The organism is Methylomonas sp. HYX-M1 (assembly GCF_040741385.1).
Classification (GTDB): Bacteria; Pseudomonadota; Gammaproteobacteria; order Methylococcales; family Methylomonadaceae; genus Methylomonas; species Methylomonas rhizoryzae.
In genome coordinates this window covers 3,247,056-3,272,142 of the sequence record NZ_CP160405.1, presented here as the reverse complement: position 1 = coordinate 3,272,142, position 25,087 = coordinate 3,247,056, and the positions used below count along the sequence as shown (strand labels likewise).

Here is a 25,087-nt window from a genome sequence, read left to right as displayed (position 1 = left end):
TCAATATGAAAACCGTTTGGGATCGCTGGTTCGGAAAAACAAAGCGCTCCAGATACCTTATCCGGGAGCCCCATTTATCGGGTTATTCTATTGATATCGGGTTGTACTCCGATGTCGGTTGCGTGAGAGCCAGTAATCAGGATCGAATAGGATGCGTGCGTTACGCCGCCCCCGGCAATGCGGTTACCATTCTTGCGGATGGAATGGGCGGACATAACGGTGGAGAAACAGCCAGCGAATTGGCGGTTACCGTTCTGGAAAGGCGCTTTTCTCGCCAACTTGACCGGCATTCCTGCCAGCAAGCGCTCACGGACAGCTTCGCGGAAGCCAATGCCACGATACTCGGTGTTGCGAAACAACAGGCGGAGTTGGCCGGCATGGGAACGACCTTGGTCGTGCTGGTGATCGTGGAGGGCTGTGCTGTCTACGCCAATGTCGGCGACAGCCGTTTGTACTTGATTCGAAATGGAAGCTGTATCCAGCTTTCCGAAGATCATACGATGGTCGCACAAATGATCAGAGACGGCTTGTTACAACCGAAGGAAGCGGAAACTCATCCTGATAAAAACATCATCACGCGCGCTGTAGGCACCAAACCTAGCGTCAACGTCGCATTATCTAAAAGTCCGTTGTTTTTGGAACAATCGGACTGCTTTGTACTTTGCTCCGACGGTTTATATGACTTGGTTTCCGAACCTGAATTAATAGAAATAACCCAGAAAAATTCGGCGCAAATTGCCTGCGATATTTTAGTGGATTTAGCCAAGCAAAGAGGCGGATACGATAATATCTCGGTGATTATTGTCAAGATTGGAAAAATGGCGGAAGGACATCTACGTGTACCTATTACCCGGTTTTAAACCCAAATATTATGGATCAAATCGATAACTATAAAATCATTGAAAAAATCGGTGTCGGCGGCATGGGTGAGGTGTACAAAGGCATTGACGTCATGCTGGAACGGGAAGTGGCAATAAAACTGCTTAGACCCGAATTAAGCAGTCGGGAAGACATCGTTCAGCGTTTCCGTTCCGAAGCCATCCTGCTCGGTAAATTGAATCACCCCAATATTGCTACCGTTTATAACTTCGGAAAAATCGGTGATCAGTACTATATGGCTTTGGAGTATGTCAACGGGGAAACGCTCGATTCTTTGATTCAGCGTCAAGGCGCTTTACCATGGCAAGCGGCTTTGGACTATACGATAAAAATATTGGAAGGCCTCGCTCATGCCCACGGCTTCAATATCGTTCATAGAGACATCAAGCCGTCGAATATCATTGTTAATAACAGCAAATCGTTAAAAATTCTGGACTTTGGAATTGCTAGAATCCTAGAAACCGCACGCTTGACAAAAACCGGACATTTGGTCGGCACGATGGAATATGTTTCACCTGAACAAATCCGAGGACAGGAAACGGATGCCCGATCCGACATTTATTCCGTGGGCATAGCGCTATATGAAATGCTTACCGGCCATGTCCCCTTTCAGAAAAATACCGAGTATGAATTAATAAAAGCGCACGTAGAGGAAAAGCCGAAGCCATTGAAAAACTTAGCGGGCATTATTCCAAATCAACTGGAAAATATTGTATTTAAAGCGTTGGAAAAAAAGCCGGAGCATCGTTTTAAGGACGCCAATGATTTTAGTAAAGCACTACAAAAAATCGTTGAAAATACGCCTTCAAACACCAATCAAATCCGCAAAGACAGTAAAATTAAAAACTTTATCACCGAATATCCCGGATTGGTTTTTTTATTTGGACTAATGATAATCGGCAGCGCCTATATTTTTTGGGATTTCAACTTTCGGGATAAGCGAAGCGTATCGCCGATCATTGAAACCAGTAATCGTGACACTATCGTAGATATTAAAGAGACGCTTAAGGACGACAACCAAAATCAGGAAAAGAAAGTGCTTGATTACAATATGTTGTCCTCGAAACCTGAAACTGAAAAGCAGGTTGTACCCGTCACTATTACCAAGCCGGAACCTGAGTTTACACAGCCGGATCCATCATTTGCCGAAACGAGTACCATTAATGAAGGTGGCAGCTCGCAGCACGAGAATAATACTCAAACTGAAAAACCTAAACAGCAAAAATCGAAGCCGAAGAAACTCAAATCGAATAATAGCGATAGCGATTGGCAACAGGATTTTGCCCAAAGCGCGATAAGAATTAAATGAATAGTTAGCCGTTGATTGTAACCGTCCCAACCCTTAATGGTATTTGTCCGCCCGCCTTCCTGGAGATGAAGATGAACACACCAAAGATAACATTTCTGACTACCGTATTTTCAACCGCCTTGCTAACCGGGTGCGCAACCATGGAACAATCTGCCGGATTGGCAACGCTGGGCTGCGCAGGCGTGGGTATTTTGACCGGGGCGCTGACAGGAAGTGCCGGGGCCGGGGCCGGGGCGGGAGCCGGATGTCTGGCTTTGGCCGGATTGGCCCTTTACAGTTATCACTCTTCTCAAACCAGAACTGCAGCGGAAGATCAAAAGCTATACGGCTATACAACGCCGATGAATACAACGGAAGTCAAGATTCGTAACGCCACCGCGTTTCCCGAAACCGTGCGGGCGGGAGACAAGCTGAAAATTGCGCTTGACTATTCGGTCATGGCGCCCAAGGGCACTCAGAGCGTTAATGTTCAGGAAACCATGACGTTGAAAAAAGACGGAAAAGTTCTACAGGAACTCAGTAATCGACCGGTAACCCGCCAACTGGGTGGCGGCAATTCGGAGGTCGATTTCACGATTCCGAACAAAATGCCGCCCGGAACTTATGTAATCGAGCAAAAAATTCAATCCGGTAGCAGCTATGACGTGCGTCCCACCGTATTTGTCGTTGGCGCATAGTTGAGGCATTACATTTCGAGCAAATCTTTAAGTCGGCGGTACACACAGCGTTTGCTGCTGCCGCTTTGCACGATTCTCGCTTTTAATGCGCGGGCGGAATATTTGGAATTGCCTTGTCCGGAAGAGCGAGAATTGGCTTCACAAACCCTGCAGCACATCGAAAACGAATGGCCGATGCGCGGAAGCGGAGATCCCGTTACACAGTATGTGCAAAACCTGGGCGCCCGTTTGGTTGGAACGGCTCTCGACGGACAAGGGGTAATCTGGCGGTTTATGGTAGTGCGTAACTTGGAGCCTAATGCGTTTTCCATTGGCAATGGCCTGATTTTTATAACGGAGGGGGCAATGAATTTGGCGCAGAACGAATCCGAATTGGCGGCCATCATCGCTCATGAAATAGGCCACGAGCTCGGGGGACATTTCTGCCGACAATCTTCATTCTTGTTAAGTCATTTATTGGACGTTTTTTCATCGAAAACATCCGAGCAAGTTCAACATGGTTCCATCACTCAGGAGATCGAGCCGGCAAAAGAGCAACAAGCAGACCGGATTGCCATTCGGCTGTTGCAACAGACCGGGTTTGATCCTTACGCCATACTTGAAATTTCCCGACGCTTGGCAAATTCTCATGCCGGCCACTTCCAAGATTCCAATCGCCTAAAATCGCTGGAACAGGCGCTAAAAAGCTTAAATCCGCTACCTGTGGACAGTTCCGACGCTTTCCTTGCTATCAAACGTTCTATGTCCGCCGAATGACCCGGTTATACGTTCATCAACCCCCAGCCTCAATAACAAGCCGCATCAATCGTCAAAAGCAATATTGGCATCCGAGCCACCGAGCAAAATCAAATCAACCAGCTTGTCCCATTTGCCCATAGGTTTTTCCTTGCCAAAAAATGGTTGTGGTTTCGTATTTTCGTAGGGCGGAAGTCGTCAGACGTTCCGCCATATCGAAGCCAGCAACATACCCGTAGCCAGACCGGCACAATTGCAGCCGAGATTCGGAGGATAATCCCTATCGGGTATCCGCCTTACGGGTTGCATAATTTTCTTATTTCGTGCCGTGTCGGTTAGTCGTTATCGGTAATCTGTAAGGTGCCGGATTTGGGTTTGCCGATTTTATAAATTTTCGGATTGGCTTTTAGCGAAAATTTGAGTTTTTCCTTTTTCTCTTTTTTAATGTCGTCTACCGGTAATATAAAAATAGTTTCGTCCGTTTCCCCGGCAGGGATAGTAATGCTATTTTCCTGGGTGATGTTTTGCATTTGATCGTTGGCGTTATCGTATAAATAAACGAGATAGTCCTGACCTTTTTTGGCTGATCCTGATAGCTTGAAGTTAATCGTCATTTCGGTTGTGCGCGCACGATCCAAGCTGACCTTGAAAAAACCGTAATTCTCGGTTTCCGCATCGTCTTCGTTTGACGAAGTTTGATTCTGATTTAAATATCCAGTATAGGTAACGCTAACAATGGGTTTGTTGGATAAACCGGCTTGTTTTGAATATAAAGCAACATATTCAATCTCGTCGATGCTATAAGTTTGAGCGCTCCTTTTAATACCACCCAAGGCCGATTTTGGATATAAACTCCAAAATGCCAAGCTAATTATAGGTAGGCCGTCAAGCGCTGTTAATTCTTCATTACAAGCATAGCTAGGAAAATTGGCTGAGGCTATAAAGCCGTTTTTGGCGCTAAATATGCCGATTTGATAATCGAAACAGGGTGTGCCGTCGGTCGCATTGCCGCTATATAAGTAGCGATCGGCATTTAAACTGATTGAGTATGCTTGGGTATTTGTTGTTACCAAAATAAAAGAAAAAGCTAAAAAAAGTTTTTTGAGTTTCAAATCCTTTTTAATCATAAAATATAATTTATTATAAAAATTGAAAATTTGTTAAAATAAGTCAACAGTATGGGTGCAAAATGATAAAGCTTGATCTTCAAGGCTCGAAATTATCGCCAACAATAAATTACACGATGAGCATGATTTGAGCAGTCTTCCCGTTTTTTAAGCCGGGATAAAAGAAGGAGGCTTAGCCTCCAATTGTCCCGGCTTAAGTGGGTAACCATTTGAGTATTCAAAACATGATAGAGAAAGCATGTCTGTATATGCATGCAGGTTATGTCGACTCGAAGGCATTATAGCCGTTAAAGCGGCTATAAGGTTGACTAATTGGCTATATGAAGAATTAGGATTAATGTTTGCCTGGCTCTAACTTAACCCCGCGCCTTTCGTAGGTTACGTAAGCTTGGATGGCAATCATTTTCGGGTCGTCGGCGGCCAAGGGCTGGCCTTCCAGCGGGTTGCGCAAACACCAGTTGATCATTTCCCACAGCGGAGCTACTCGGCCGAGCTGCTTTTGGAATTTCGGATAGGTTTCCGGGTGGGTGTTGGCGGCGTTGGGGTGGCATTGCGCGCAAACCACGCCGTTGCTGCCCATGGCCGGGTCTGTCCAAAGTGCGCGGCCTTGTTGGACGCTTGCCATGAATTGTTGTTGCCAGCGTTGTTGGTCTTCCGCGTTGAATTCGTCGGCGGCGGCCGGGCAGGTGAGGCCTGTCAAAGCGCAGACGATCAACAGCGGCATCCAAGGTTTTACGGTGTTCATGAGCTTCTCCTCTGCGGTTAGTAATGGCGTTGCGGGTCGATGCGCGCGCTTTCGGCTTGATAGTCGCGGTCTTGCGGTTGTTTTTTCAGGGTATCGAAACGCACCACCCGGTCTCGATTGTCGTACAAGGTAAAATTCAGATCGACGTTGCCGCTGCCGACATTAATGAATTGCCAACCGGTGGCGTCGCGCTCGAAAAAGGGGTCGGCCCGGTTCATGGGGACGGTCAACTTGGGTAGGTATTGCTCGGCCTGGGCATAGCTGGCCGGATACGGCCACGGCCAGGCGGTGGCCATCACCGAGTTGAAGCTGATGTTGCCGATTTGGTTGTACTGTATCTGGTGTACGTGGCCGTATATCACCGAGACTTTTTTGAAGGGTTTGAGCAGCGCTTGGATCTGTTCGGCGTCTTCGGTCCAGAAATTCCAGCCTTTATAGATTTTTTGCAGCGGCGAGTGCGAGAACACCACGATGGGCGTGGTTTTATCAACCTTGGCCAGATCGGCTTTCAGCCAAACTCGTTGTTCGTCTCCGACCATGAACGGCGAGCCTTTGGGGTTGTCCAGACCGGCCATTTCCAGCATGCGTTGTTCGGCGCTGGGCCAGCGGTGGTAAGTCCAGTCGTCGTAGGTGCGGATGCTGTTCAATACGATGAAATGCACGCCTTTGTGCTCGAAGCTGTAATACTGCGGCCCGAACAACTGTTCCCAGTACGCGCCCAAGTCCAGGTAGTAGTCGTGTTCGCCCATCACGTATTTCACCGGCAGTTGTAGGGCCGACAACATTTCGGCGCCGTGGTCCAGTTCCGGTTTGGAACCTAGCTGTGCCAAATCGCCGCCGAACATCACGAAATCGGGCTTAGGCGTCAGCAGATTGACCTCGGCTACCGCCCGCTTCAGGCCCATGTCCCAATTGCGCACGAAGCGGTTGCCTTTGATGTGCTGAATATGGGCGTCGGAAATGTAAGCGAAGCTGAAGTTTTGCGCCGGTTCGGCGAAGGCCAATTCCACCAGGCCGATAGGCAAGGTGCTGCCCAGCGCCAGTGCCCCGCCGGTTTTCAGAAAGTTGCGTCGGCTGCGGTCGATATTACTCATGGTTGTCTCCCGGTTGAACGGTGGCGGGTTCTAGCTTGGCGTATTGCGCGCTGGTCAGGCTTTCCAAGAAGGCCACCAGATCGTCGATTTGTGCGTCGCTCAGATTCAACGGCCGTATGCCGCCGCTTAAGTGGGCATTCGGAATGGCACCGGCCGGGGTGACGCCGCCGTTGTTGTAATGCATCACCACCTCTTTCAGGGTTTTCAAACTGCCGTCGTGCATGTACGGTGCGGTCAGGGCGATGTTGCGCAGGGTGGGCGTTTTGAAGGCGCCGATCTCGCTGATGTGGTCGGTGACCGCGAATCGGCCCAGCTCCGAAGATTTTTTGTCGGTTAACACCATTTGGTCGACGTCGCCGCCTTGGGCTTTGGCGGCTAGAAATGCCGAAGCCAAGCGCGGTACGTCTTGTTGCACCGCATTGATGCCGACCCCGATATTGTGAAAGCGGCTGTCGGTGAAGAGGGCTTGGTCTTGTTCGATCAGGTGGCAGGAAACGCAACGGCCCTCGGATAAGAATACGTTGAAGCCGCGTTGTTGCGATTCGGTTAATGCCGTCCGCTCACTTTTGAAGTAGTACAGGTCGAACGGCGAATCGCCGGCCACGATGCTGCGTTCGAAGCTGGCGATGGCTTTGGCGACGTGTTCCATGTTCAAGTTGTCCCCGGCGACTTGAAACACCGCGTTAAACGCGGTTCGATAGTCCGGGTCGTTACGCACGATGTGTAAAATCGTCTCGTGGTTGGGCAGGCCGCCTTCCACCGGGTTGACGAAAGGTTGCTTGGATTGGCTTTCCAGATTCGGCTCGCGGCCGTCCCAGAATTGCGATTGGTAAAACGCCGCGTTGATGACGGTCGGGGCATTGCGGGTACCGGTCAAGCCGTGGTGGCCGACAGAGACCGGCAGATTGTCGGTGAAGGCCTTACCGTCGTCGTGACAATTGGAACAGGCGACCGTGCCGTCGATGGAAAAGCGTTTGTCGTGAAATAGCTTGTCGCCTAGGGCAATTTTGGCCGGCGTTTGCGGGTTGTCGGCCGGTATCGGCACGTGCGGCAGGCCGAGTAACGGGTTGCCGGAGCCGGCGGCGGCCGTAACGGCTTTTGCAGCTGGCGCTCTGGTCGTAACGGATTGCGGTGTTTGGCTGCAGGCCCCGATGGCGGCGGCAACCACTATCGGTAAGGGCGAGAGTTTGTGCATGGCGGTGTCCTCCTGGCGATGATGGCAGAGCGGGGCGGGCCGAGTGTGTAGTAGTTGATCCGTGATGCCTTAAGCTGCATCACTCCCGTCCCGTCTGTCGGCTAGTTTAGTTGTCCGCTACAGGTATGGAAATTTGATTGTCTGTATCGGTGCGATAGATAAAGTCTATCCAGTAGCGGAAATCCGGTTGAAGCCGGTTGGAGGAGAAAAATTGCTTGAGGCGAGTGAATGTGCGGGTCATTAACCCAAAGCATAATTTGTCCCGCTATCTCTCTGTAACTTTTGACATTACCGGATTGCTGCCGAAATATTGGCTTTAAATTCGATTGCAATATTTTCAATAACTTATCGAGTACAAACTGGATTATCTCGGTTGTAAAACTCATGCCGAGTTCACCAATTTATGTGGGTTGAGCCGGAAGGGCTATCATCAGACGTCATTCGGCAACACAAAGCGTAGCGGGCGAGTCCCAATCTTTGCCCCCGTTACCTCGTCGATAGCGACCGGTTTAATATCCTCTCCCGTTTCAACGTCCTGGATGCGCACCAACGGACCTTCGCCGCGATACCGGTGTCCCCAGGCGCCTATCATCACCAGCACCGGCAGAAAATCGCGGCCGGCGGCCGTCAACAGATACTCTTCTCGCGGCGGACGCTCCGAATAAAGCCGCTTTTCCAGCATACCTTCCTCCGTCAATGTAGCCAAGCGCCGCGTCAATATCGTCGGCGCGATGCCCAGGCTTTTTCGAAATTGGTCGAAGCGGGTCAGGCCAATATGGGCGTCCCGCATTATCAACAGACTCCAGGCGTCGCCGAGAAAAGCCAGGCAGCGAGCGATTGGACAAGGGTCGGCGCAACTATTTTTATCGTTCATACGTTTTTAGTAGTGACTTGATTTCAAATTGATAGTAACATTAGTTTCGAAATGATAGTAACACTTAGTCGGCAGACTATCCACCCTCACAAGGAGATTCGATATGAACAATAAAGACCACGCTGTAGCCCTGATCACCGGCGCATCCTCGGGCATTGGGCTGGTAACGGCCAAGGCCCTGCAACAAGCCGGTTACCGCGTATTCGGCACCAGCCGCAAGGCGCTTGCAAGCGCCGATGGCATCACGATGTTGACCTGCGACGTGACCGACGAAGGGTCGGTAAAGACCACGGTAGCCGAGGTAGTGCAACAGGCCGGCCGCATAGATCTTCTGGTCAACAATGCCGGCGTCGGCTTGCTGGGCGGGGCGGAAGAGTCGTCCACCGCGCAGGCTCAGGCCTTGTTCGATGTCAACCTGTTCGGCATCACCCGCGTGACCAATGCCGTGCTGCCGACCATGCGCAACCAAGGAAAAGGTAGGATCGTCAATATTAGTTCGGTAATGGGCTTGATCCCGGCGCCTTACAACGCGCTGTATGCGGCGACCAAGCATGCGGTTGAAGGTTATTCCGAATCGCTGGACCACGAACTGCGCACCTTCGGCATCCGCGTCGTACTGGTTGAACCGGCGTTTACCCGCACCGCGTTCGAAGCCAGTTTAACCAAGCCCGATCAACCGCTTGCGGTCTATGACGCGGTACGTGCCGGCATGGCAGCGCTGATGCGCAATGGGGTGAATGCGGGCGATGCCCCGGAGGTGGTGGCTGATACGGTGTTGAAAGCCGCGACTGCCGCGGTTCCCAAAAGACGGTATACCGCCGGAAAACAAGCCAGCCAAGTGCGTTTCCTGCGCCGATTCATGCCGGAAGCCTTGGTAGACAAGAGTTTGCGCAAGTTTAACCAGCTGCCGATAGCCTGAATTAAGGACGGATAGGGACATGACTCAGTTATCGAAGAATTCCATGACGACAATGTATCCCGTGATCAACCTCGTATGGGAAGGAGCGACACTAAGGTGAATCTCGTCAAGAAAACCGGCACCGGACTCAATGGGTTAGACCAGTTGCGTGCCCTGATGGCCTGTGGGCGGATGCCGGGAATTTTGGTGTCGCTGGATTTCGAGCTGGTGGAAGTTGACTTTGGCAAAGCTGTCTTTGCTGGCAAGCCCCGCGAACATGCTTATAGCCCCCTAGGTACCGTTCACGGCGGCTATGCGGCCACCTTGCTGGATTCCGCCTGCGGCTGTGCCGTTCATTCCAAACTAACCGAGCTACAAGCCTATATTACCTTGGAGCTGAAAATTTCATACCACAAGACAATAACCAAGAATACGGGCTTGCTTAGGGCGGAGGGCAACGTTCTGTCACTAGGGAAGCGAGCAGCCTTTGCCGAAGCTTGCCTTATCGACGCCGAAGGTCGGCTCTATGCCTCGGCGACATCAACATTATTGATATTCGGGCGCGAGGCTAATTGATGGCCAATTATTCGGAGCCATCAGTGACGATGCCTATTAACTCCCCAACTGCGCGCGAACGAATCTTGTTGGCGGCGAAAGTGCTCTTTTCCACCCAGGGCATTAGAGCTACCGGCATCAATAGCATCGTTAAATTGGCGGACACCACCAAGATGACTCTATACCACCATTTCTCGTCCAAGGAGGCGTTGATTGTCGATTATCTGCAAACACGCGATGTCGAATTTTGGACTTGGTTTGTCGAACAAATTGAGCAAAAAGCGCAAACCCCGAAAGACAAGCTATCGGCAAGTTTTGATGTCCATAGCGCGTGGTTGACCAGCCCTGATTTTCGGGGTTGCCCGTTGATCAAGGCGGCTGTGGAATTTCCCGAGCAAAGCCATGCGGTGCATCAAGTATCCGCTGCGTTTTACCGCAAGTTTCGAAGTTATATGACCGATTTGGCCACACAAGCCGGAGCGCGGTGTCCGGAACGGCTAGCCGGGCAACTCTGTGCTTTGTTTAAAGGCGCCACTGTATCCGAACAATTGCAGCGCCATTCCGGCGCGGCCGAGGATGCCAAGTTGGCCGCCGAGATACTGATAGCAAACAGCATCGAATGATTATTCCAAATATGACCGAACCTTTTACCGAAGGAGGAAGCCACATGGCGAAACCCAAAAGTCTGTTAATGACCACCCGTTCTGGCCGGCTGCAATTCCGACTCGCAAGTAAAGGCTGGCTCCTGTCAGGAGTGCTGCTGGCACTAAGTATCGGCTGCAGCGACCAGAACAAAACACCGCAATCGCTTGCCCGCCCGGTAAAGGTATTTCGAATCGAGCAGAACGCCGTCGCCGGCGCCAGAAGCTTTGCCGGGGAAGTCCGGGCCAGAATCGAGACGCCCTTATCCTTCCGGGTGGCCGGTAAAATGCTGGAACGCAAAGTGGACGTTGGCGACCCAGTGCGCAAAGGCCAACCGTTGGCCATACTGGACGGCAACGATTACCGCCTCGCCGTGCAGGCCATTAAGGCTCAACTGGCTGCCGCGCGGGCCGACAGCAATTTTTTGCGCGACGACCTGACGAGATACCGCGAGCTGTTGACTCAACAAGTCATCAGCCCGCCGGAGTTCGAGCGGCACGAAACCGCCTATGCCACGGCGCGGGAGCGGACGGCGGCACTGGAAGCGCAATTGGGCGAGGCGCTTAACCAGCTCAACTATACCGAGCTGCATGCCGACCGCGACGGCGTGGTGACTGCGTTGACTGTAGAAGCCGGACAGGTGCTGGCCGCCGGTCAGGCCGTGGTGACGTTGGCCCAGCTCGACGAAAAGGAAGTTCATTTCGACGTGCCCGAGCATCGCTTACAAGAAATCCAGCGCCAACAAGACGTTAATGTGGCTTTATGGTTCGACGACAACCGGCGGATCAAGGCCAGAATTCGCGAAATCGCTTCGGCCGCCGATCCGATTAGCCGCACCTATCGCATCAAGGCGACTTTGCTGGAAGGTCTGGATGCCGCGCAATTAGGCATGACGGCGACGGTTCAACTCGCGGCGAACACCGCTTCCGGCATCGCCATCCCGCTTTCCGCCGTCTATACCCCGCAAAACCAGACCGACCATCCTTTAGTTTGGTTGGTCGACGAGCAGGCGGCCACGGTCAAATCCGTGCCGGTTAAGCTGGGCGAAACGCTGGCCGGAGAACGCATTGCCGTCGAGGGAGTCGCCGCCGGCCAATTGCTGGTCAGCGCCGGCGTCCAGCGTCTGGCCGAGGGCCAGTCTGTCCGCTTGCCGGCAGAAAATGCACCGGCTAAAGAGGGATCTCTATGAAAGCCTTCAACCTCAGCGAATGGGTGCTTAAACACCGCTCCTTCACCGGCTTTATGCTCGCACTGACAGTGCTCGGCGGGATGTTCGCCTATTACAATTTGGGCCAGCAGGAAGATCCGCCGTTCACTTTCCGGATCATGGTGGTTAAAACCCTCTACCCCGGCGCCACCGCGCTGGAAGTGGAGCAGCAGTTGACCGATAGGCTGGAAAAGAAAATCCAGGAGCTGCCTGACCTGGATTACTTGCGCAGTTATTCCAAACCCGGCGAATCGGTGATTTTCGTCACGCCGCGCGAAGATACGCCGCCCAAGGACATTCCCGAGCTTTGGTATCAGGTGCGCAAGAAGGTCGACGACATCCGCATGACACTGCCGCCCGGCAGCATCGGGCCGTTTTTCAACGACGAATTCGGCGATACCTATAGCCTGATCTACGCCTTTTCCGGCGAAGGTTTCAGTTATGCCGACCTGAAATTGGCGGCCGATTCGGTTCGCCAACAGCTGTTGCGGGTCAAGGATGTCGAGAAGGTCGATCTGATCGGCGTGCAGGACGAAAAGATTTTCGTCGAATTTTCCGACAAGAAACTGGCCGAACTGGGCCTGGATACGGCGGCGGTGGCTCAGGCCTTGCAGGCGCAGAACGGCATGGCGCCAGCCGGCACGGTATTTTCCGCGCAGCGCAATCTGCCGATACGCCTGACCGGCGCGTTCGACTCCGAAGATGGTGTCGCCAATATGCCGGTGCGCATCGCCAATCGCACCTTCAAGGTTAAAGATTTTGCCAAGGTGAGCCGCGGCTATGTCGATCCCGCCGAATTCAAGATGCGTTTCAACGGCAAACCGGCGCTTGGCCTCGGCGTGACGATGAACAAGAAAGGCAACGTTATCGATCTGGAGCAAGCCTTGGACAAGACGCTGGCCGGCATAACAACCGAGTTACCGTTAGGCATGGATGTCGAGACGGTCGCCAATCAAGGTCATGTGGTTAAAAACCAGATGGCGGAATTCGGCCGTACTTTCTTCGAAGCCTTGGCGACCGTGTTGGTGGTCAGTTTCTTGAGCCTGGGCTGGCGCACTGGTTCCGTGGTCGCGCTGACCGTGCCGCTGGTGCTGGCCGCCACCTTATTGGTCATGCTGCTGTGCGGCATCGACCTGCAACGGATTTCCTTGGGCGCATTGATTCTGGCGCTGGGCCTGCTGGTGGACGATGCGATGATTGCCGTCGAGATGATGGCCCGCAAGCTGGAAGAAGGCTGGGACCGGATGCGCGCCGCGACCTATGCGTATACTGCCACGGCTTTCCCGATGCTGACCGGCACCTTGATTACCATCGCCGGTTTCCTGCCGGTGGGTTTGGCGCAATCCTCGGCCGGCGAATATACCGTGGCGATTTTCCAGGTAGTCGGCATATCTTTGATACTGTCTTGGATAGGCGCGGTGGTATTCACCCCGTATTTGGGGTTTTTGATCCTCAAGGTAAATGCCGACGGCGACCAAGCGGCTCACGACTTGTTCGATACGCCGTTCTACAACCGCTTGCGCCGCTGGGTGGATGCCTGTGTAGCGCACCGTAAGAAAGTCATTGTCGCCACCCTGGCTTTGTTCGGTCTCGGTGTGGTGGCTTTAACCCATGTCCCGGAGCAATTCTTCCCGCTGTCCAACCGGCCGGAAGTCATCGTCGACCTGTGGTTGCCGGAGGGCAGCGCCTTCGAACAAACCGAGGCCGCCGCCAAACGCATGGAAGCCCTATTAGCCGAGGACGAGGACGTGGAACATGTCGCCAGCTATGTCGGCAGCGGCACGCCGAGGTTTTTCATGTTGATCGTGCAGCAACTGGCGAATACCAATCTGGCCGAACTGGTGGTGATGACCAAGGATAACCAAGCGCGTGAACGGGTGATGCAGCGCGTCCGGCAGATGCTTGAGACGGATTTTCCGAATGTCAGGGGCCGGGTCAAACGGCTGAATGTCGGGCCGCCGATGGATTATCCGTTGGCATTCAGAGTGCTCGGCGAAAATCCCAATATTGTGCGCGGCATTGCCGATCAGGTGGCCGACGTAGTGCGTAACCATCCCGGCACCGTGGACGTCAACGACGACTGGCATGACCGCATACCCTCGTTCCGCCTGATATTGGATCAGGACAAGGCCCGCGCCCTCGGCGTGTCGACGGCCAGTTTGTCGCAAGCCTTGCAGGCGCATTACGCCGGCATCCCGGTCGGACAATTACGCGAGCAGGATAAATTGATAGACATCGTCTGGCGGGCCAGCCCCGAATTGCGCATCGCCGCCGACGAATTGCCCGACGTCGCGGTTCGCACGGCCAATGGCAAGTCGGTGTCGCTGTCACAGTTCGTCAAGTTCGAGACCGTGTTCGAGGACGGCGTGCGCTGGCGACGCAACCGCTTCCCAACCATCTCGGTACGCGCCGACGTGGCCGACGGCAAGATGGCACCGGACGTGGCGGCGGAAATCGTCCCGAAACTTAAATCCATACAGGACAGCTTGCCGGCCGGTTATTTCATCGAAACCGGCGGTTCCAAGGAAGACGCGGTGACCGCGCAGAAGTCGATCCTGATCTGGATTCCGCTGGTGCTGATCGTCACGCTGATCTTGTTGATGATGCAATTGCAGAATCTGTCCAGGACTTTCATGGTGTTCAGCACCGCGCCGCTGGGCGTGATCGGCGCGGCCTTCGCGTTGCTGCTGTTCCGGGCGCCGTTCGGTTTCGTGGCCTTGCTCGGCATCCTGGCGCTGGCTGGCATGATCATGCGCAACTCGGTGATTTTGGTGGATCAGATCGATCAGGACGAAAAATCCGGGCTCGACACCTGGTCGGCCATCGTCGAATCGACGGTACGGCGCTTTAGGCCGATCATGCTGACTGCGGCTGCGGCCATTCTGGCGATGATACCGTTGTCTCGTAACGACTTCTTCGGCCCGCAGGCTATCGCCATCATGGGAGGGCTGACGGTGGCGACGGTATTGACAGTGTTCTTCCTGCCGGCGCTGTATGCGGCGTGGTTTAGGGTGGAGCGTGCGCCAGTCGGAGGTAATAAAGCCCCTGCCTGATGGCAACGCGATCGAGCCAACGATACCTCCCCCTTTTTCAAAGGGGGATTGAGGGGGATTTATTAGAAAAATCTCCCCAGCCCCTCGGCAACTGCTCCACGCGTTGCTCTACCTTCTGCATCCATGCAGTCGTCTTTTTCAAAGAGGGGAGAAGAATAGCGGTAGGGTACGCATTGCGTACCTTTTAAAGCCTCTGCAATTGTTAAAGCCCAAGAAGGTACGCGGTGCGTACCCTATGCGGCGACCACGGAGTTTTACAATGAATAATCGATATTTAACACCGCTAACCGTTCTGTCCGTGGTTTGGCTGAGCGCCTGTACGCCGACCCGCGTCGGCGACCAAGTGGCGCTGAATAGCCCGGCAAGCTGGCAACACGCGCCCGATCCCCAAACCGCAGAAACGGTAGACCTGAAAATCTGGTGGCAAGGTTTCAACGACCCCTTGCTGAATGAATTGATAGACCAAGCCTTGGCCGCCAACCACGATCTGAAGATCGCCGCCGCTCGCGTCCGCGAAGCCAATGCGATGGTCACCGTCGCCGAAGCGGCGCTGTATCCCAGTCTCGATTTCTCGCTAGCCGGCGGCCGGGAAAAACGCATCGACCGCATCGTTGGCGTACCGAGCGGGCAAGGCATCCAATTGATTACACCGACCGCCGATGCGGTTAGCGGCGGATTGGCGGCGCGCTGGGAAATCGACGTGTTCGGCGGCCGGCATTTGGAAGCGGAAGCTGCCGCCGCGCAAGCCGAGGGTAGCCGGGAAGGCTTGCATGCGGCGCAGGTCGGTCTGCTGGCCCAGGTAGCAACCAACTATCTGGAGCTGCGCGGGGTGCAGCAACGTACCGGCATTCTGCAAAGCAATATAGCCTTGCAGCGCGAACGGCTGAGGACTTTACAGGTATTTGTTAAAGCCGGACTCGCTAACGAGGCGGATGTGGCCCGCCAGCAAACCTTGTTGCAGGGCACTGAAGCGACACTGCCGCAACTGGTCAACGCCGGGCAAAAGCTGATTCATCGTTTGGGCGTATTGCAGGGCGAGCCGCCGGAAAGCCTGGAACAGCGGCTGACCGTCACCGGCCCGTTGCCGAAACAAGCGCCAACCATGCCCAAGCTGTTGCCGGCCGATCTATTGGCGCAACGGCCGGATTTGCGTCTCGCGCAAACCGAAGTCAGCGCCGCAGCGGCTAGCCTTGGGGCGGCGCGGGCCGATCTCTATCCGAAACTGGTGCTGTCGGCCAGTGGCGGCGTCGGCGCGCTGGCGGTCGGCGGTTTTCCGAGTCTGGGCGAGAGCGTTTATGCGCTGGGCTCCGGCCTTTCCGCGCCGATCTTCAACGCCGGACGCATCCGCGCCCATATCGCCGCCGCCGATGCGCGGCTGGATCAGGTCGCGGCCAATTTCGAGAAGACTTTTTTGCTGGCATTGGAAGACGTGGAAAACGCCTTCGTTACCCATCGTGCCGCCACGGATAGCCTGGGCCAATTGACTACAGCTGAAGCCTCGGCGGAAAAAGCCTACCGGCTGGTCGACGCCTTGTATCAACGCGGTGCGGGCGATTATCTGGCGGTGCTGGATGCCCAACGCAGCAAGCTGGCCGTCAGCGACGAACGCGCCAAAGCCGAAACGGCGGCCGGCGTGGCCATGGTGTCACTGTATCGAGCGTTCGGCGGCGGCTGGACAATTGCTTCATCGGATAGAGGTATCGATAAAGCCTCGATACGGTAATCAACGGCTGACAAGATCGCACAGCAAGCACTTGGAAAAGCGATGAAGGTCATCATTCTATCGGCATGCCTAGAATACCCGGCGTTCTTCATTCCCGTGTGGTTGTTTTCTTTCAAGTGGATAGGGTTAGTTTATCTACTGATTTATTAGACCACTACAGTAGCCACTGGCTGACGTCATCTGTTCATCTCGGTGGACATGATGGACGGTGCCGTATCCCGTGCCAAATTATGCCAAGCCGTCACGAGGGAACAAACTATTTTTGGCGAATGGGGCTTCGATTTTACTTGACTATAAAATGATAATCATTATCATTTGTAACCGGTAGTATTCTCTCGTGCTATCACCGGCGCACCTGGTCGTCCTCCGCAAATACAAGCAGTGTGCGCCGTTCTAATTTCTTAGTCATTGGCGAGGTCGATATGCAATCAGTTTCTTCACTCAAATTAGCGGAATCGGAAATTTCCCAGTTACACGCCGCAACCTGTCTGATGATGACGCGTTTCATCAGCGGCAATCATTGTCCTAAACTGGCCCATGTCATAGTGCACCAACTGCAGCAGTTGCTGGCGCATCCCGTGACCCAACAATTGCCCGATAGCCTGACCATGTACAACCAGCTGTTGCAGCATTGGCAGCACGTTTCCAGTGCCTTGGCCGACAAAGAAGCCGAGCGCAAAGCGTTTCTGCGCTATCACTGAGAATTGATAACGACGCGGTTTGGCGATAGTCTCAAGCCGAAAGGTTTAAAGCGGAAAACGCCTTTGCGGCGGCGACTAAGTTTTGCCGCTTGACGGCTTTGGCCGGCTGGGCATAGCCTGTACATTGATGATCCTGAGAATCGGCTAACGAGTTTTCTAGGATAACTGTCCGTTAATATTGGATGCGGGTTTAACCCTTTGTACTGCTATGAACCTTAGAGACCTTCGTTATTTAATCGCCGTGGCCGATTTGCGCAGTTTTGTCCAAGCTGCGGAGCGCTGTTACATTAGCCAGCCGACTCTAAGCACCCAAATCAAAAAAATGGAAGACGATTTAGGCGTGCAAATATTTGAGCGCAGCAATAAAAAAGTCTTGCTGACCGAGGCGGGGAGCCTGATTGTGGAATCGGCGCGACGGATTCTGCGCGAAGTCGATCACATCAAAGAGCTGGCCGAAAACGTGCAAGACCCTTACGCCGGCAATTTACGCATCGGCGCTTTTCCCACCTTGTCCACATACGTGTTTCCGGGCTTGGTCCCGTTGATCCGCGAGACTTTGCCGCGTATACGGTTGATATTGGTGGAGGAAAAAACCGAGGCCTTGATGCATAAGCTAAAAAACGGCGACATCGATATGGCCTTGCTGGCGCTGCCGATCGCCGATGACTTTTTGCAGCACGAAGAATTATTCGAAGACGAATTCTTGTTGGCGGTCGCTACCGATCACGAATTGGCAAAAGCGAGCCAAGTACAGCTATCCGACCTTGCCGGTCAAAAACACATGTTGTTGTTGGAAGAAGGCCATTGTTTGCGCGGACACGCGTTGAAAATTTGTCGGTTGCACGGGGTGGAGGAATACCAGGACGTGCGGGCGACCGGATTGGAGACTTTGCGGCAAATGGTGAGGGCCGGCAGCGGCATTACCTTCATGCCGAGGATTGCCGTGCGCCAACAGGAACAGGGGATACGTTACATTCCGTTTCGGCCGCCGGTACCTAGCCGCAGCATAGGCTTGGTGTGGCGTAAAACCAGCCACCGCGGGCAATTGATCGCGGTGGTGGCCGATCTGATAAAGAAGGTGCAAGCCGATTGTCGCGCTGCGGCTTAAGGCGATTTCCGGCCCAAAATAGTCCGGGCTGACGGGGCTTTGGCTCCTTGTAAATCTGAACAAAAATACGCCGCCAATCGGTTAGGTTGATTTTGGGTACCCGCCTAAGCGGGGCCGGGAGTCTACAGGTCGTGCTGCGACTGTGCGCGCAACAGGGCTTCGAATTCGGCCTTCGGCATGGGTTTGCCGAAGAAATAGCCTTGCGCCTCATCGCAACCGTGTTCGATTAGAAATGCCAGGTGTTGTTCGGTTTCCACCCCTTCGGCAATCACCTCAAAGCCCAGATTGTGAGCTAAAGCGATGGTGGCGGCGGCAATGGCCCCGTTGTTTTTATCGGTAAAATCGCTACCGATGTCGCGGACGAAAGCTGCGTCGATTTTCAAACGATCCAAGGGTAGATTCTTTAATTGACCCAACGAAGAATAACCCTGTCCGAAATCGTCCAATGCCACCAAAATGCCGCTATTGCGAAACGATTGCAGCAAGACTCCGGCTTCACCGGGCGAGGTGACCACGGCGGTTTCGGTAATTTCCAGTTCCAACTCCAAACAGTCCAGCGGTAGATTGGTTGTCGCTTGAATGCGTCTGATCGTATCGTACAAGCCTTTGTTTTGAAATTGTTTGGCGGATACGTTGACGCTGATGCGCCTGATCGGCAAGCCGGTTCGTGCCCATTCGACCGCTTGGCGGCAGGCTTGCTCCAGAACCCATTCGCCGATTTTGTGGATTTGATTGGTTTCTTCCGCCAGCGGAATGAACACGGCGGGAGAAATAAAGCCGCGTTCCGGATGGCGCCAGCGCAGCAATACTTCCGCGCCGATGATTTTTTGCTCGGGCAAGGTGACTTGCGGTTGGTAATAAAGCTCCAATTCCCGATTTTCCAAGGCTTCGTGCAAATGATTTTCCAATTCCACTTTTTCGTAGACTTTTTGAATCATGGGGCTGGCGAAGAAGCGAAATAAATTGCCGCCTTCCGATTTGGCGAAATACATCGCCGTGTCGGCGTTTTTCATCAGCCCTTCCATGTGTTCGGCGTTGTCCGGGTAAATGGCGATGCCGATACTGGTCGCGGTCCGCAAGGTATGCGGTTCCAGGTTGAACGGAGTGCTGAGCTGCTGGCAAATCTTTTCGGCCACCGCCGCGGCAACATTGCGTACCTTGGCGCCGCGCACCACCACGACGAATTCGTCGCCGCCCAGACGCGCGACCAAGTCGTATTCGCGCATACAGGATTTGAGCCGACTGGCGACTTGAATCAACAGTTGGTCGCCGACCGTGTGTCCCAAGGTATCGTTGATGTTTTTGAATCGATCCAGGTCCTGCAGCATCACCGCCAACTGCTCGGCGTTGCGTTTGGCGATCAGCATCGATTGTTCCAAATACATTTGCAGGTGCAAGCGGTTGGGCAGTCCGGTCAAGGGGTCGTGGTGAGCCAGATGCTCGAAACGGGCGTGGGCTTCTTTTAAATGGGTGATGTCGACGAAATTGGCCAAGTGAAATTCGATGGTGCCGGTGCTGTCGCGCACCACGGAGATGGTCATCATCTTGGGATAAACCTCGCCGTTTTTGCGCCTGTCCCATAGTTCTCCTTGCCAAAATCCGTGTTGCCGGATAGCGCTCCACATTTTTTTGTACTGTTCCTGCGAGGTGTGGCCGGATGATAAAAACTTGGGGTCAGAACCTAATACTTCAGCTTTGGAATAGCCGGTGAGGGTAGTGAAGGCCGAATTGACGTCGACGATCCGGTTTTCCCGATTGGTGATCATGATGGCCTCGCCGCTGTATTCGAAGACATGCGCGGCCAAGCGTAATTGAACCCGGTCGGCGTGGCGTTGAATCTGGTTATGGACTCTTACCGACAATACGTTGGGCGACACGGGTTTGACCAGATAATCTTCGGCGCCGAAATGCAAGCCGGCCAGTTCGTTTTGTTCGGAGGTATCCGCACTGAGCAAAATGACCGGAATGTCGCGGGTGGCGGGTTCCTCGCGCATGCGGCGCAATACCTCTATGCCGCTCATACCGGGCATTTTGACGTCCAACACCACCAGTTTTGGCTGATCGTTCAGGTTGCGGGTAAGCTCCAACGCGGTGACGCCATTCGTCGCGGTTTTCAGCCGAAAGTCGGCTTTTAACGCGGCAACCAACACGTGCAAATTAGCCGGCAGGTCGTCTACCAGCAAAACTAGGGGTTTGCCGGTTTGCGTTTCCAGCATGCCGTTGCTCATGGTAGGTTTTCCGGATACGGTTTGAGGGCGGCCATGGTCCGTAGCGCTTCAGGGTAGTCGAAATTGTCGATGTGATAGAGTAGGCGCTGCACGGCCGTCGCGTAGGCTTTATCGCTATCGGCCATATCTAGCAAGGCTTGCAGCAGTTGGTCGGGAATGACTTCGTGCGTTTTCAAGTAAGTTTCTATCAAGGCCATGATTTCATCGGTCTCGACAGTGGGCTCGGCTTGTATAGGTAAGGTGGGGCTTGTCGAATCGGTGGCGATGAAGGCCTGCATTTGCCGCATGGTTTCCTGCAAAACGCTTTGAAAATGCGTGAGGTCGAGATGGTCGGCTCCGTGCCGTAGCGTTTCCAACATCCGGCCGGATTGTTCCGCGAGCGCTACGGCGCCTAAATTGGCGGCGACGCCTTTTAAGGCATGCAGTAGATCCGCCGCGGCGGCGCTGAGATTTTTACTTAACAACTCGGCGAGTTGGTCGTCGATTGCGTGATAACGTTCGATGAAACCCTGCATCAGTCGGCCGCGTAAAAATGTGTCTCCGTCCAGGCGTTTGAGGCTTTGCGCAACGTCCAAAATCGTCCGGTCGACCTTAGGGACGGCGGTGGGCAAACTGCGGGCAGGCGCTGTTTGCGTATAAGCGTTGAGTACTCGAACCAGTTCGGCCGGATTGACGGGTTTGGGGATGAAGTCGTTCATGCCGGCTGCTAAACACTGCTGCCTGTCTTCCGCTAAAACCGCCGCGGTCATCGCGACTATGGGTAAGTTGCGGCCCTGGGGTAATTCCCGGATCAGTTGGGTGGCCTCCAAGCCGCCCATGACCGGCATATGTATATCCATCAATACCAGATCGAACGCGTGTCCCTGTTTGACGATGGCGAGCGCTTCGGCGCCGTCGCAAGCGATGGTCACATCAATGCCGCGCTTTTGTAAAAAGCTTGCGGCTAATTCTTGGTTGATGTCGTGGTCTTCCACCAATAGCACCTGCAAGCCCGCGAAATGTTGCGTCCCCTCGTCTTGGCTGGCGGTCGGTTGCGTAGTGTGTGCGTCCAGCAAGGCGTCGAACAGCATCGACGGCATAACCGGCTTGGTCAAAACGGCATCTACATGGGGCATTAACGGATTTTGCAGCATGCCGTGTTTGTCGTATGCGGTGATGATGACGACGCGCAGCTTGGAGGGCGGGCCGGTCTCGCTGCCTATGGCTTTAAGCCGAGCGGCGGTGTCCAAACCGTTTAAGCCGGGCATGCGCCAATCCAGTAACGCGGCGTAAAACGGTTTGCCTTGACGATTAGCGTCCCGGATTAAGGAAATGGCCTCCAAGCCCGAGCCGGCCAGCACGGTTTCCAAGCCCCAGTCGCTCAATAAGCGCGACAATATTCGCCGCGAAGACGCTAAGTCGTCCGCGATCAGCACGCGCTTGCCTTTCAGTTTGTGCAAGTCTTTCGGGTAGTGGTTGGGACATTGCGAGGTTTCCGGCGCGATGCCGGCTGTGATGCAAAACGTGACCGAAGTGCCTTGCCCTATGCGACTGTCCAGTTCGATTTTGCCGTCCATCAATTCCACCAGTTTTTTCGCAATCGCCAAGCCCAAACCGCTTCCGCCGTATTTACGGGTGATGGAACTGTCGGCTTGCACGAACGGGGTGAATAAATGTCGGCATTGCTCGCTCGTTAAGCCTATGCCGGTGTCGCGGACCGAGAATCTCAACACGACGGCATCGTCGCTGAGACGTTCGGGTTGCACCGCTATGTCGATTTCGCCGCGTTCGGTAAATTTAACGGCATTGCCGACTAGATTGCTCAAAATCTGGTTAAGGCGTAAAGGGTCGGTCAGCACGCACAGCGGCGTGGCCGGATCGATGTCGACGAAGATTTCCAGACCTTTTTCCGCTATTTGCGCGCCGAACAAGTCGGATACTTCCAACAACGCGGTTTCCAGCTGCACCGGGACTCGTTCCAGGACAAGGTTGGATGATTCGAAGCGGGAAAAATCCAGCACGTCGTTGATGATGCGCAGCAAGGCCTGACCGGACTTTTTCACCTTGAGCAGTTGCTCGCGTTGCTCTTGGCTCAACTCGGTTTCCATGACCCGGCGGGTCAAGCCGAGAATGGCATTCATGGGCGTGCGGATCTCGTGGCTCATGTTCGCCAAGAATTGCGATTTGGCGATTGCGGCGGCGTGGGCGGCGTCCTCGGCTCGCTTGCGTTCGGTGATGTCGGTACTGACCATGAAATACCGGCTGGGTGCGCCGCTAGCGCTGGTGTCGGGGACTATGGTGGTGGAAACCCAATAGCGATCCCCCATTTTATTGCGGCAGCAGACGTCGCCTTTCCAAACCTGGCCGCTTTGGATGGTTTGGCGCATGCTGTCGAAAAACTCGGCCGGATGTGCGTCGGAATGTAAAAGCTCCGGAGTTTGGCCCAGCAATTCCTCTCGGCTATAGCCGCTGCTGGCGCAAAACAAGTCGTTCACGTAGCTGAACTTACCGACGGCATCGGTAACCCCTACGATGGCGTGTAAATCGAGTACATGTTTTTGGTAAGTCAGTTCGGCGACGTTGTCCAGCAATTGCCGGTCGCGTTTGACTGCAGAAGTGATGTCGTTGATCTGAATCAAACAGCGCCGCTTGGCCTTGTCGTCGCCTATCGGCTTGATTTTGATCTGCTGATCGATGGGATGACCCGCCGAGGTAAACAAGGGGAGTGCGTTCGGATTCAAACTATGCGAAATCACGGACGACATGCCGTGACTGAGAGCTACTTTAATCGCGCGCTGCAGGCTGCCGCCTTCCAAGTCCGGAAAAACCTCCGGCAGCAATTTACCCAGTACCAGATCAGGTTTCAGGCCGCTGAATTTCGCTACCCAAGGATTCCATGCCACGATGCGTTGTTGAGCGTCGGTGACGATCAGTCCCAATTGGCAGTGATCGAAAATGGCTTGGTAAATATCAGAATCCGTACTGACGTTGCTTTGCATTACATGTCCAAAAAGGTTTTTACGCTGTTTCTAAACGCGAGCATGGAGTCCATGTCCATTAGGAACGATACATAGCCTTCCACCTGTTTTCTATCCAGGGAAAATTCCATGTTCAATAGCAAAACGCAGGCTTCCACTTTATCCAGCAATTTATCCTGGGTCAGGATGCTGCCGATCGAGCCTTTAACGAATTCCGGAATGCCGCCGGAAATTTGCTGCTGAAACATGTCGGCGATGCTGCACAAACAACCGTTCAAAATCACGTTGCCGATTTCGGTCATGGCTTCCTGTTCCATTTCCGTCAACTCTTCGAAGGACAAATCCTGTTGCAGTACCGCGCGTACCAGTTCCAGGCTTTTGTCTTCCGGAAACAGCAGCAGCACGTCACCGCCCATCAGGCCCTCGAAATGCTGACTGACTCCGCTGACTTCTTTATGGGTTTTGCTTTGTAGATGTGTCAGTGCATCGGGCCTGCTGACGAACATGACTTGGGGTACGCTTAATCTGACTTCTTCGTTGACCATCTCGCTAAGCACCGCGGCGGCATAGCCCATGCCGACGTTTAGCACTTCCGCGACGGCATCCAAAAAATCTGCGTGCGACGCTTCGGCGTTATCCCACATAATTTCTGATCTTTTCTTCGGTGATGGGTTTGGGGATGAAGTCGATTTGTAATTTGACGGCCAAATTCTTAACCGCCTCTTGCACGTTGGCGGTTAAAAATGCGATTTTGGCTTGCGGCTGTAAAGGCCGGAGGATTTCGGCCGCTTTGTCGCCTTCCAGTACCGGCATGTTGTAGTCCAACAGTATGATCTGGTAGTTGTTTTTTTCGGCCAACTCTATCGCGATCCGGCCATTTTCCGCCTCGGTGAGCAGCCAATCCGGATGCGCGTCCAAAATGATTTTACGCACCATCATGCGAGACATTTTGCTGTCGTCGACGATCAAACAATGGGTTTCTGCCATAGCTAAGTTCCTCGGTTTCGATCATTCAGGGTGGGATGGGAGGGGTATATGGACATAGTTAGCGATACAGTGAAAGTCATGCCGATAGAGACACGTTGTCGTGAACATATAGAGCCTTTCAATTCGCGACGGAGCGTCGCTCCCACCGGCTATGCTCCGGTAACGACCCGGGAGATTGCCTTGCTTTCACGCCTTACAGGCCGGTTGTTCGAATCTAAAAGCCTACCAGGCATGAGTAAAGACTAGATGAAATGGCCGGTTGTGCTAGGGCGGTAATCGTTCGTTCGGTTTTTAACAATAGTCGGCCGTATCGGGAAGGTAAACCTGGACTTTAGTATTTTTCGCTTCCAGGTTTTGTTGTAAATGGCTCCAAGCCCACAGCCGATTGAGCCT

At 53.7% G+C, this 25,087-nt stretch carries 21 protein-coding genes; 12 read left to right on the top strand and 9 right to left on the bottom strand.

Translation table 11 applies throughout. The features are described from left to right. The first annotated feature begins 5 nt into the window (after positions 1-5). The 4 genes from AB0A83_RS14780 to AB0A83_RS14765 all read left to right on the top strand — a co-directional run bounded on the left by AB0A83_RS14780 (position 6) and on the right by AB0A83_RS14765 (position 3,621). Complete coding sequence (locus tag AB0A83_RS14780; RefSeq protein WP_150049704.1) at positions 6-860, top strand: Stp1/IreP family PP2C-type Ser/Thr phosphatase; 855 nt, start codon at positions 6-8, stop codon at positions 858-860. Positions 861-871: 11 nt separating this feature from the next. Then, positions 872-2,188, top strand: coding sequence for a serine/threonine protein kinase (locus tag AB0A83_RS14775; RefSeq protein WP_367154573.1), 1,317 nt, complete (start codon positions 872-874; stop codon positions 2,186-2,188). 71 nt (positions 2,189-2,259) lie between these two features. Continuing rightward, the gene (locus AB0A83_RS14770; protein WP_190303154.1) at positions 2,260-2,865 is read left to right on the top strand and encodes a hypothetical protein; all 606 of its coding nucleotides are present in this window, start codon (positions 2,260-2,262) and stop codon (positions 2,863-2,865) included. 174 nt (positions 2,866-3,039) lie between these two features. Then, entirely contained in the window at positions 3,040-3,621 is a 582-nt protein-coding gene (locus tag AB0A83_RS14765; RefSeq protein WP_367156169.1) for a M48 family metallopeptidase, read from the top strand. A 314-nt stretch (positions 3,622-3,935) separates the two neighbouring features. Here AB0A83_RS14765 and AB0A83_RS14760 read toward each other — a convergent pair whose 3' ends face one another. The 5 genes from AB0A83_RS14760 to AB0A83_RS14740 form a co-directional block, all read right to left on the bottom strand. Then, entirely contained in the window at positions 3,936-4,727 is a 792-nt protein-coding gene (locus AB0A83_RS14760; protein ID WP_150049696.1) for a hypothetical protein, read from the bottom strand. 334 nt (positions 4,728-5,061) lie between these two features. Beyond that, complete coding sequence (locus AB0A83_RS14755) at positions 5,062-5,472, bottom strand: cytochrome C (protein ID WP_150049694.1); 411 nt, start codon at positions 5,470-5,472, stop codon at positions 5,062-5,064. A gap of 17 nt (positions 5,473-5,489) precedes the next feature. Beyond that, on the bottom strand, positions 5,490-6,566 hold the full coding sequence (locus tag AB0A83_RS14750) for a metallophosphoesterase (RefSeq protein ID WP_367154572.1): 1,077 nt from the start codon (positions 6,564-6,566) through the stop codon (positions 5,490-5,492). Then, a complete protein-coding gene (locus AB0A83_RS14745; protein WP_367154571.1) occupies positions 6,559-7,761 on the bottom strand; it encodes a cytochrome-c peroxidase in 1,203 nt (400 codons plus the stop codon). Before AB0A83_RS14745 ends, AB0A83_RS14750 begins: the two co-directional genes overlap by 8 nt. A 430-nt stretch (positions 7,762-8,191) precedes the next feature. Then, complete coding sequence (locus tag AB0A83_RS14740; RefSeq protein WP_367154570.1) at positions 8,192-8,635, bottom strand: winged helix-turn-helix transcriptional regulator; 444 nt, start codon at positions 8,633-8,635, stop codon at positions 8,192-8,194. A 103-nt stretch (positions 8,636-8,738) separates the two neighbouring features. On the opposite strand from AB0A83_RS14740, the gene AB0A83_RS14735 reads away from it, so the two are divergent. The 8 genes from AB0A83_RS14735 to AB0A83_RS14700 all read left to right on the top strand — a co-directional run bounded on the left by AB0A83_RS14735 (position 8,739) and on the right by AB0A83_RS14700 (position 18,522). Continuing rightward, positions 8,739-9,554, top strand: coding sequence for an oxidoreductase (locus AB0A83_RS14735; RefSeq protein WP_367154569.1), 816 nt, complete (start codon positions 8,739-8,741; stop codon positions 9,552-9,554). A 96-nt stretch (positions 9,555-9,650) separates the two neighbouring features. Next, complete coding sequence (locus AB0A83_RS14730; RefSeq protein ID WP_367154568.1) at positions 9,651-10,109, top strand: PaaI family thioesterase; 459 nt, start codon at positions 9,651-9,653, stop codon at positions 10,107-10,109. Between the two features lie 29 nt (positions 10,110-10,138). After that, a complete protein-coding gene (locus tag AB0A83_RS14725) occupies positions 10,139-10,711 on the top strand; it encodes a TetR/AcrR family transcriptional regulator (RefSeq protein ID WP_367156168.1) in 573 nt (190 codons plus the stop codon). 44 nt (positions 10,712-10,755) lie between these two features. Further along, positions 10,756-11,919, top strand: coding sequence for an efflux RND transporter periplasmic adaptor subunit (locus tag AB0A83_RS14720; RefSeq protein ID WP_367154567.1), 1,164 nt, complete (start codon positions 10,756-10,758; stop codon positions 11,917-11,919). Continuing rightward, entirely contained in the window at positions 11,916-14,990 is a 3,075-nt protein-coding gene (locus tag AB0A83_RS14715) for an efflux RND transporter permease subunit (protein WP_367154566.1), read from the top strand. The genes AB0A83_RS14720 and AB0A83_RS14715 overlap by 4 nt, the downstream gene beginning before the upstream one ends. Positions 14,991-15,249: 259 nt before the next feature. Continuing rightward, the gene (locus tag AB0A83_RS14710; RefSeq protein ID WP_367154565.1) at positions 15,250-16,713 is read left to right on the top strand and encodes an efflux transporter outer membrane subunit; all 1,464 of its coding nucleotides are present in this window, start codon (positions 15,250-15,252) and stop codon (positions 16,711-16,713) included. Positions 16,714-17,135: 422 nt separating this feature from the next. Beyond that, positions 17,136-17,414, top strand: coding sequence for a hypothetical protein (locus tag AB0A83_RS14705; protein WP_150049678.1), 279 nt, complete (start codon positions 17,136-17,138; stop codon positions 17,412-17,414). 208 nt (positions 17,415-17,622) lie between these two features. After that, the gene (locus AB0A83_RS14700; protein ID WP_150049676.1) at positions 17,623-18,522 is read left to right on the top strand and encodes a LysR substrate-binding domain-containing protein; all 900 of its coding nucleotides are present in this window, start codon (positions 17,623-17,625) and stop codon (positions 18,520-18,522) included. 122 nt (positions 18,523-18,644) lie between these two features. On the opposite strand, the gene AB0A83_RS14695 is transcribed toward AB0A83_RS14700, so the two are convergent. Genes AB0A83_RS14695 through AB0A83_RS14680 form a run of 4 tightly spaced genes read right to left on the bottom strand, consistent with a single transcriptional unit; the run spans position 18,645 to position 24,694 of the window. After that, entirely contained in the window at positions 18,645-20,750 is a 2,106-nt protein-coding gene (locus AB0A83_RS14695) for an EAL domain-containing protein (protein ID WP_367154564.1), read from the bottom strand. After that, positions 20,747-23,728: a response regulator gene (locus tag AB0A83_RS14690; protein WP_367154563.1), complete on the bottom strand. Its 2,982-nt coding sequence runs from the start codon at positions 23,726-23,728 to the stop codon at positions 20,747-20,749. Before AB0A83_RS14690 ends, AB0A83_RS14695 begins: the two co-directional genes overlap by 4 nt. Then, entirely contained in the window at positions 23,728-24,351 is a 624-nt protein-coding gene (locus tag AB0A83_RS14685) for a chemotaxis protein CheC (RefSeq protein WP_150049672.1), read from the bottom strand. Before AB0A83_RS14685 ends, AB0A83_RS14690 begins: the two co-directional genes overlap by 1 nt. Further along, positions 24,341-24,694: a response regulator transcription factor gene (locus AB0A83_RS14680; protein WP_367154562.1), complete on the bottom strand. Its 354-nt coding sequence runs from the start codon at positions 24,692-24,694 to the stop codon at positions 24,341-24,343. Before AB0A83_RS14680 ends, AB0A83_RS14685 begins: the two co-directional genes overlap by 11 nt. Positions 24,695-25,087 lie beyond the last annotated feature (393 nt).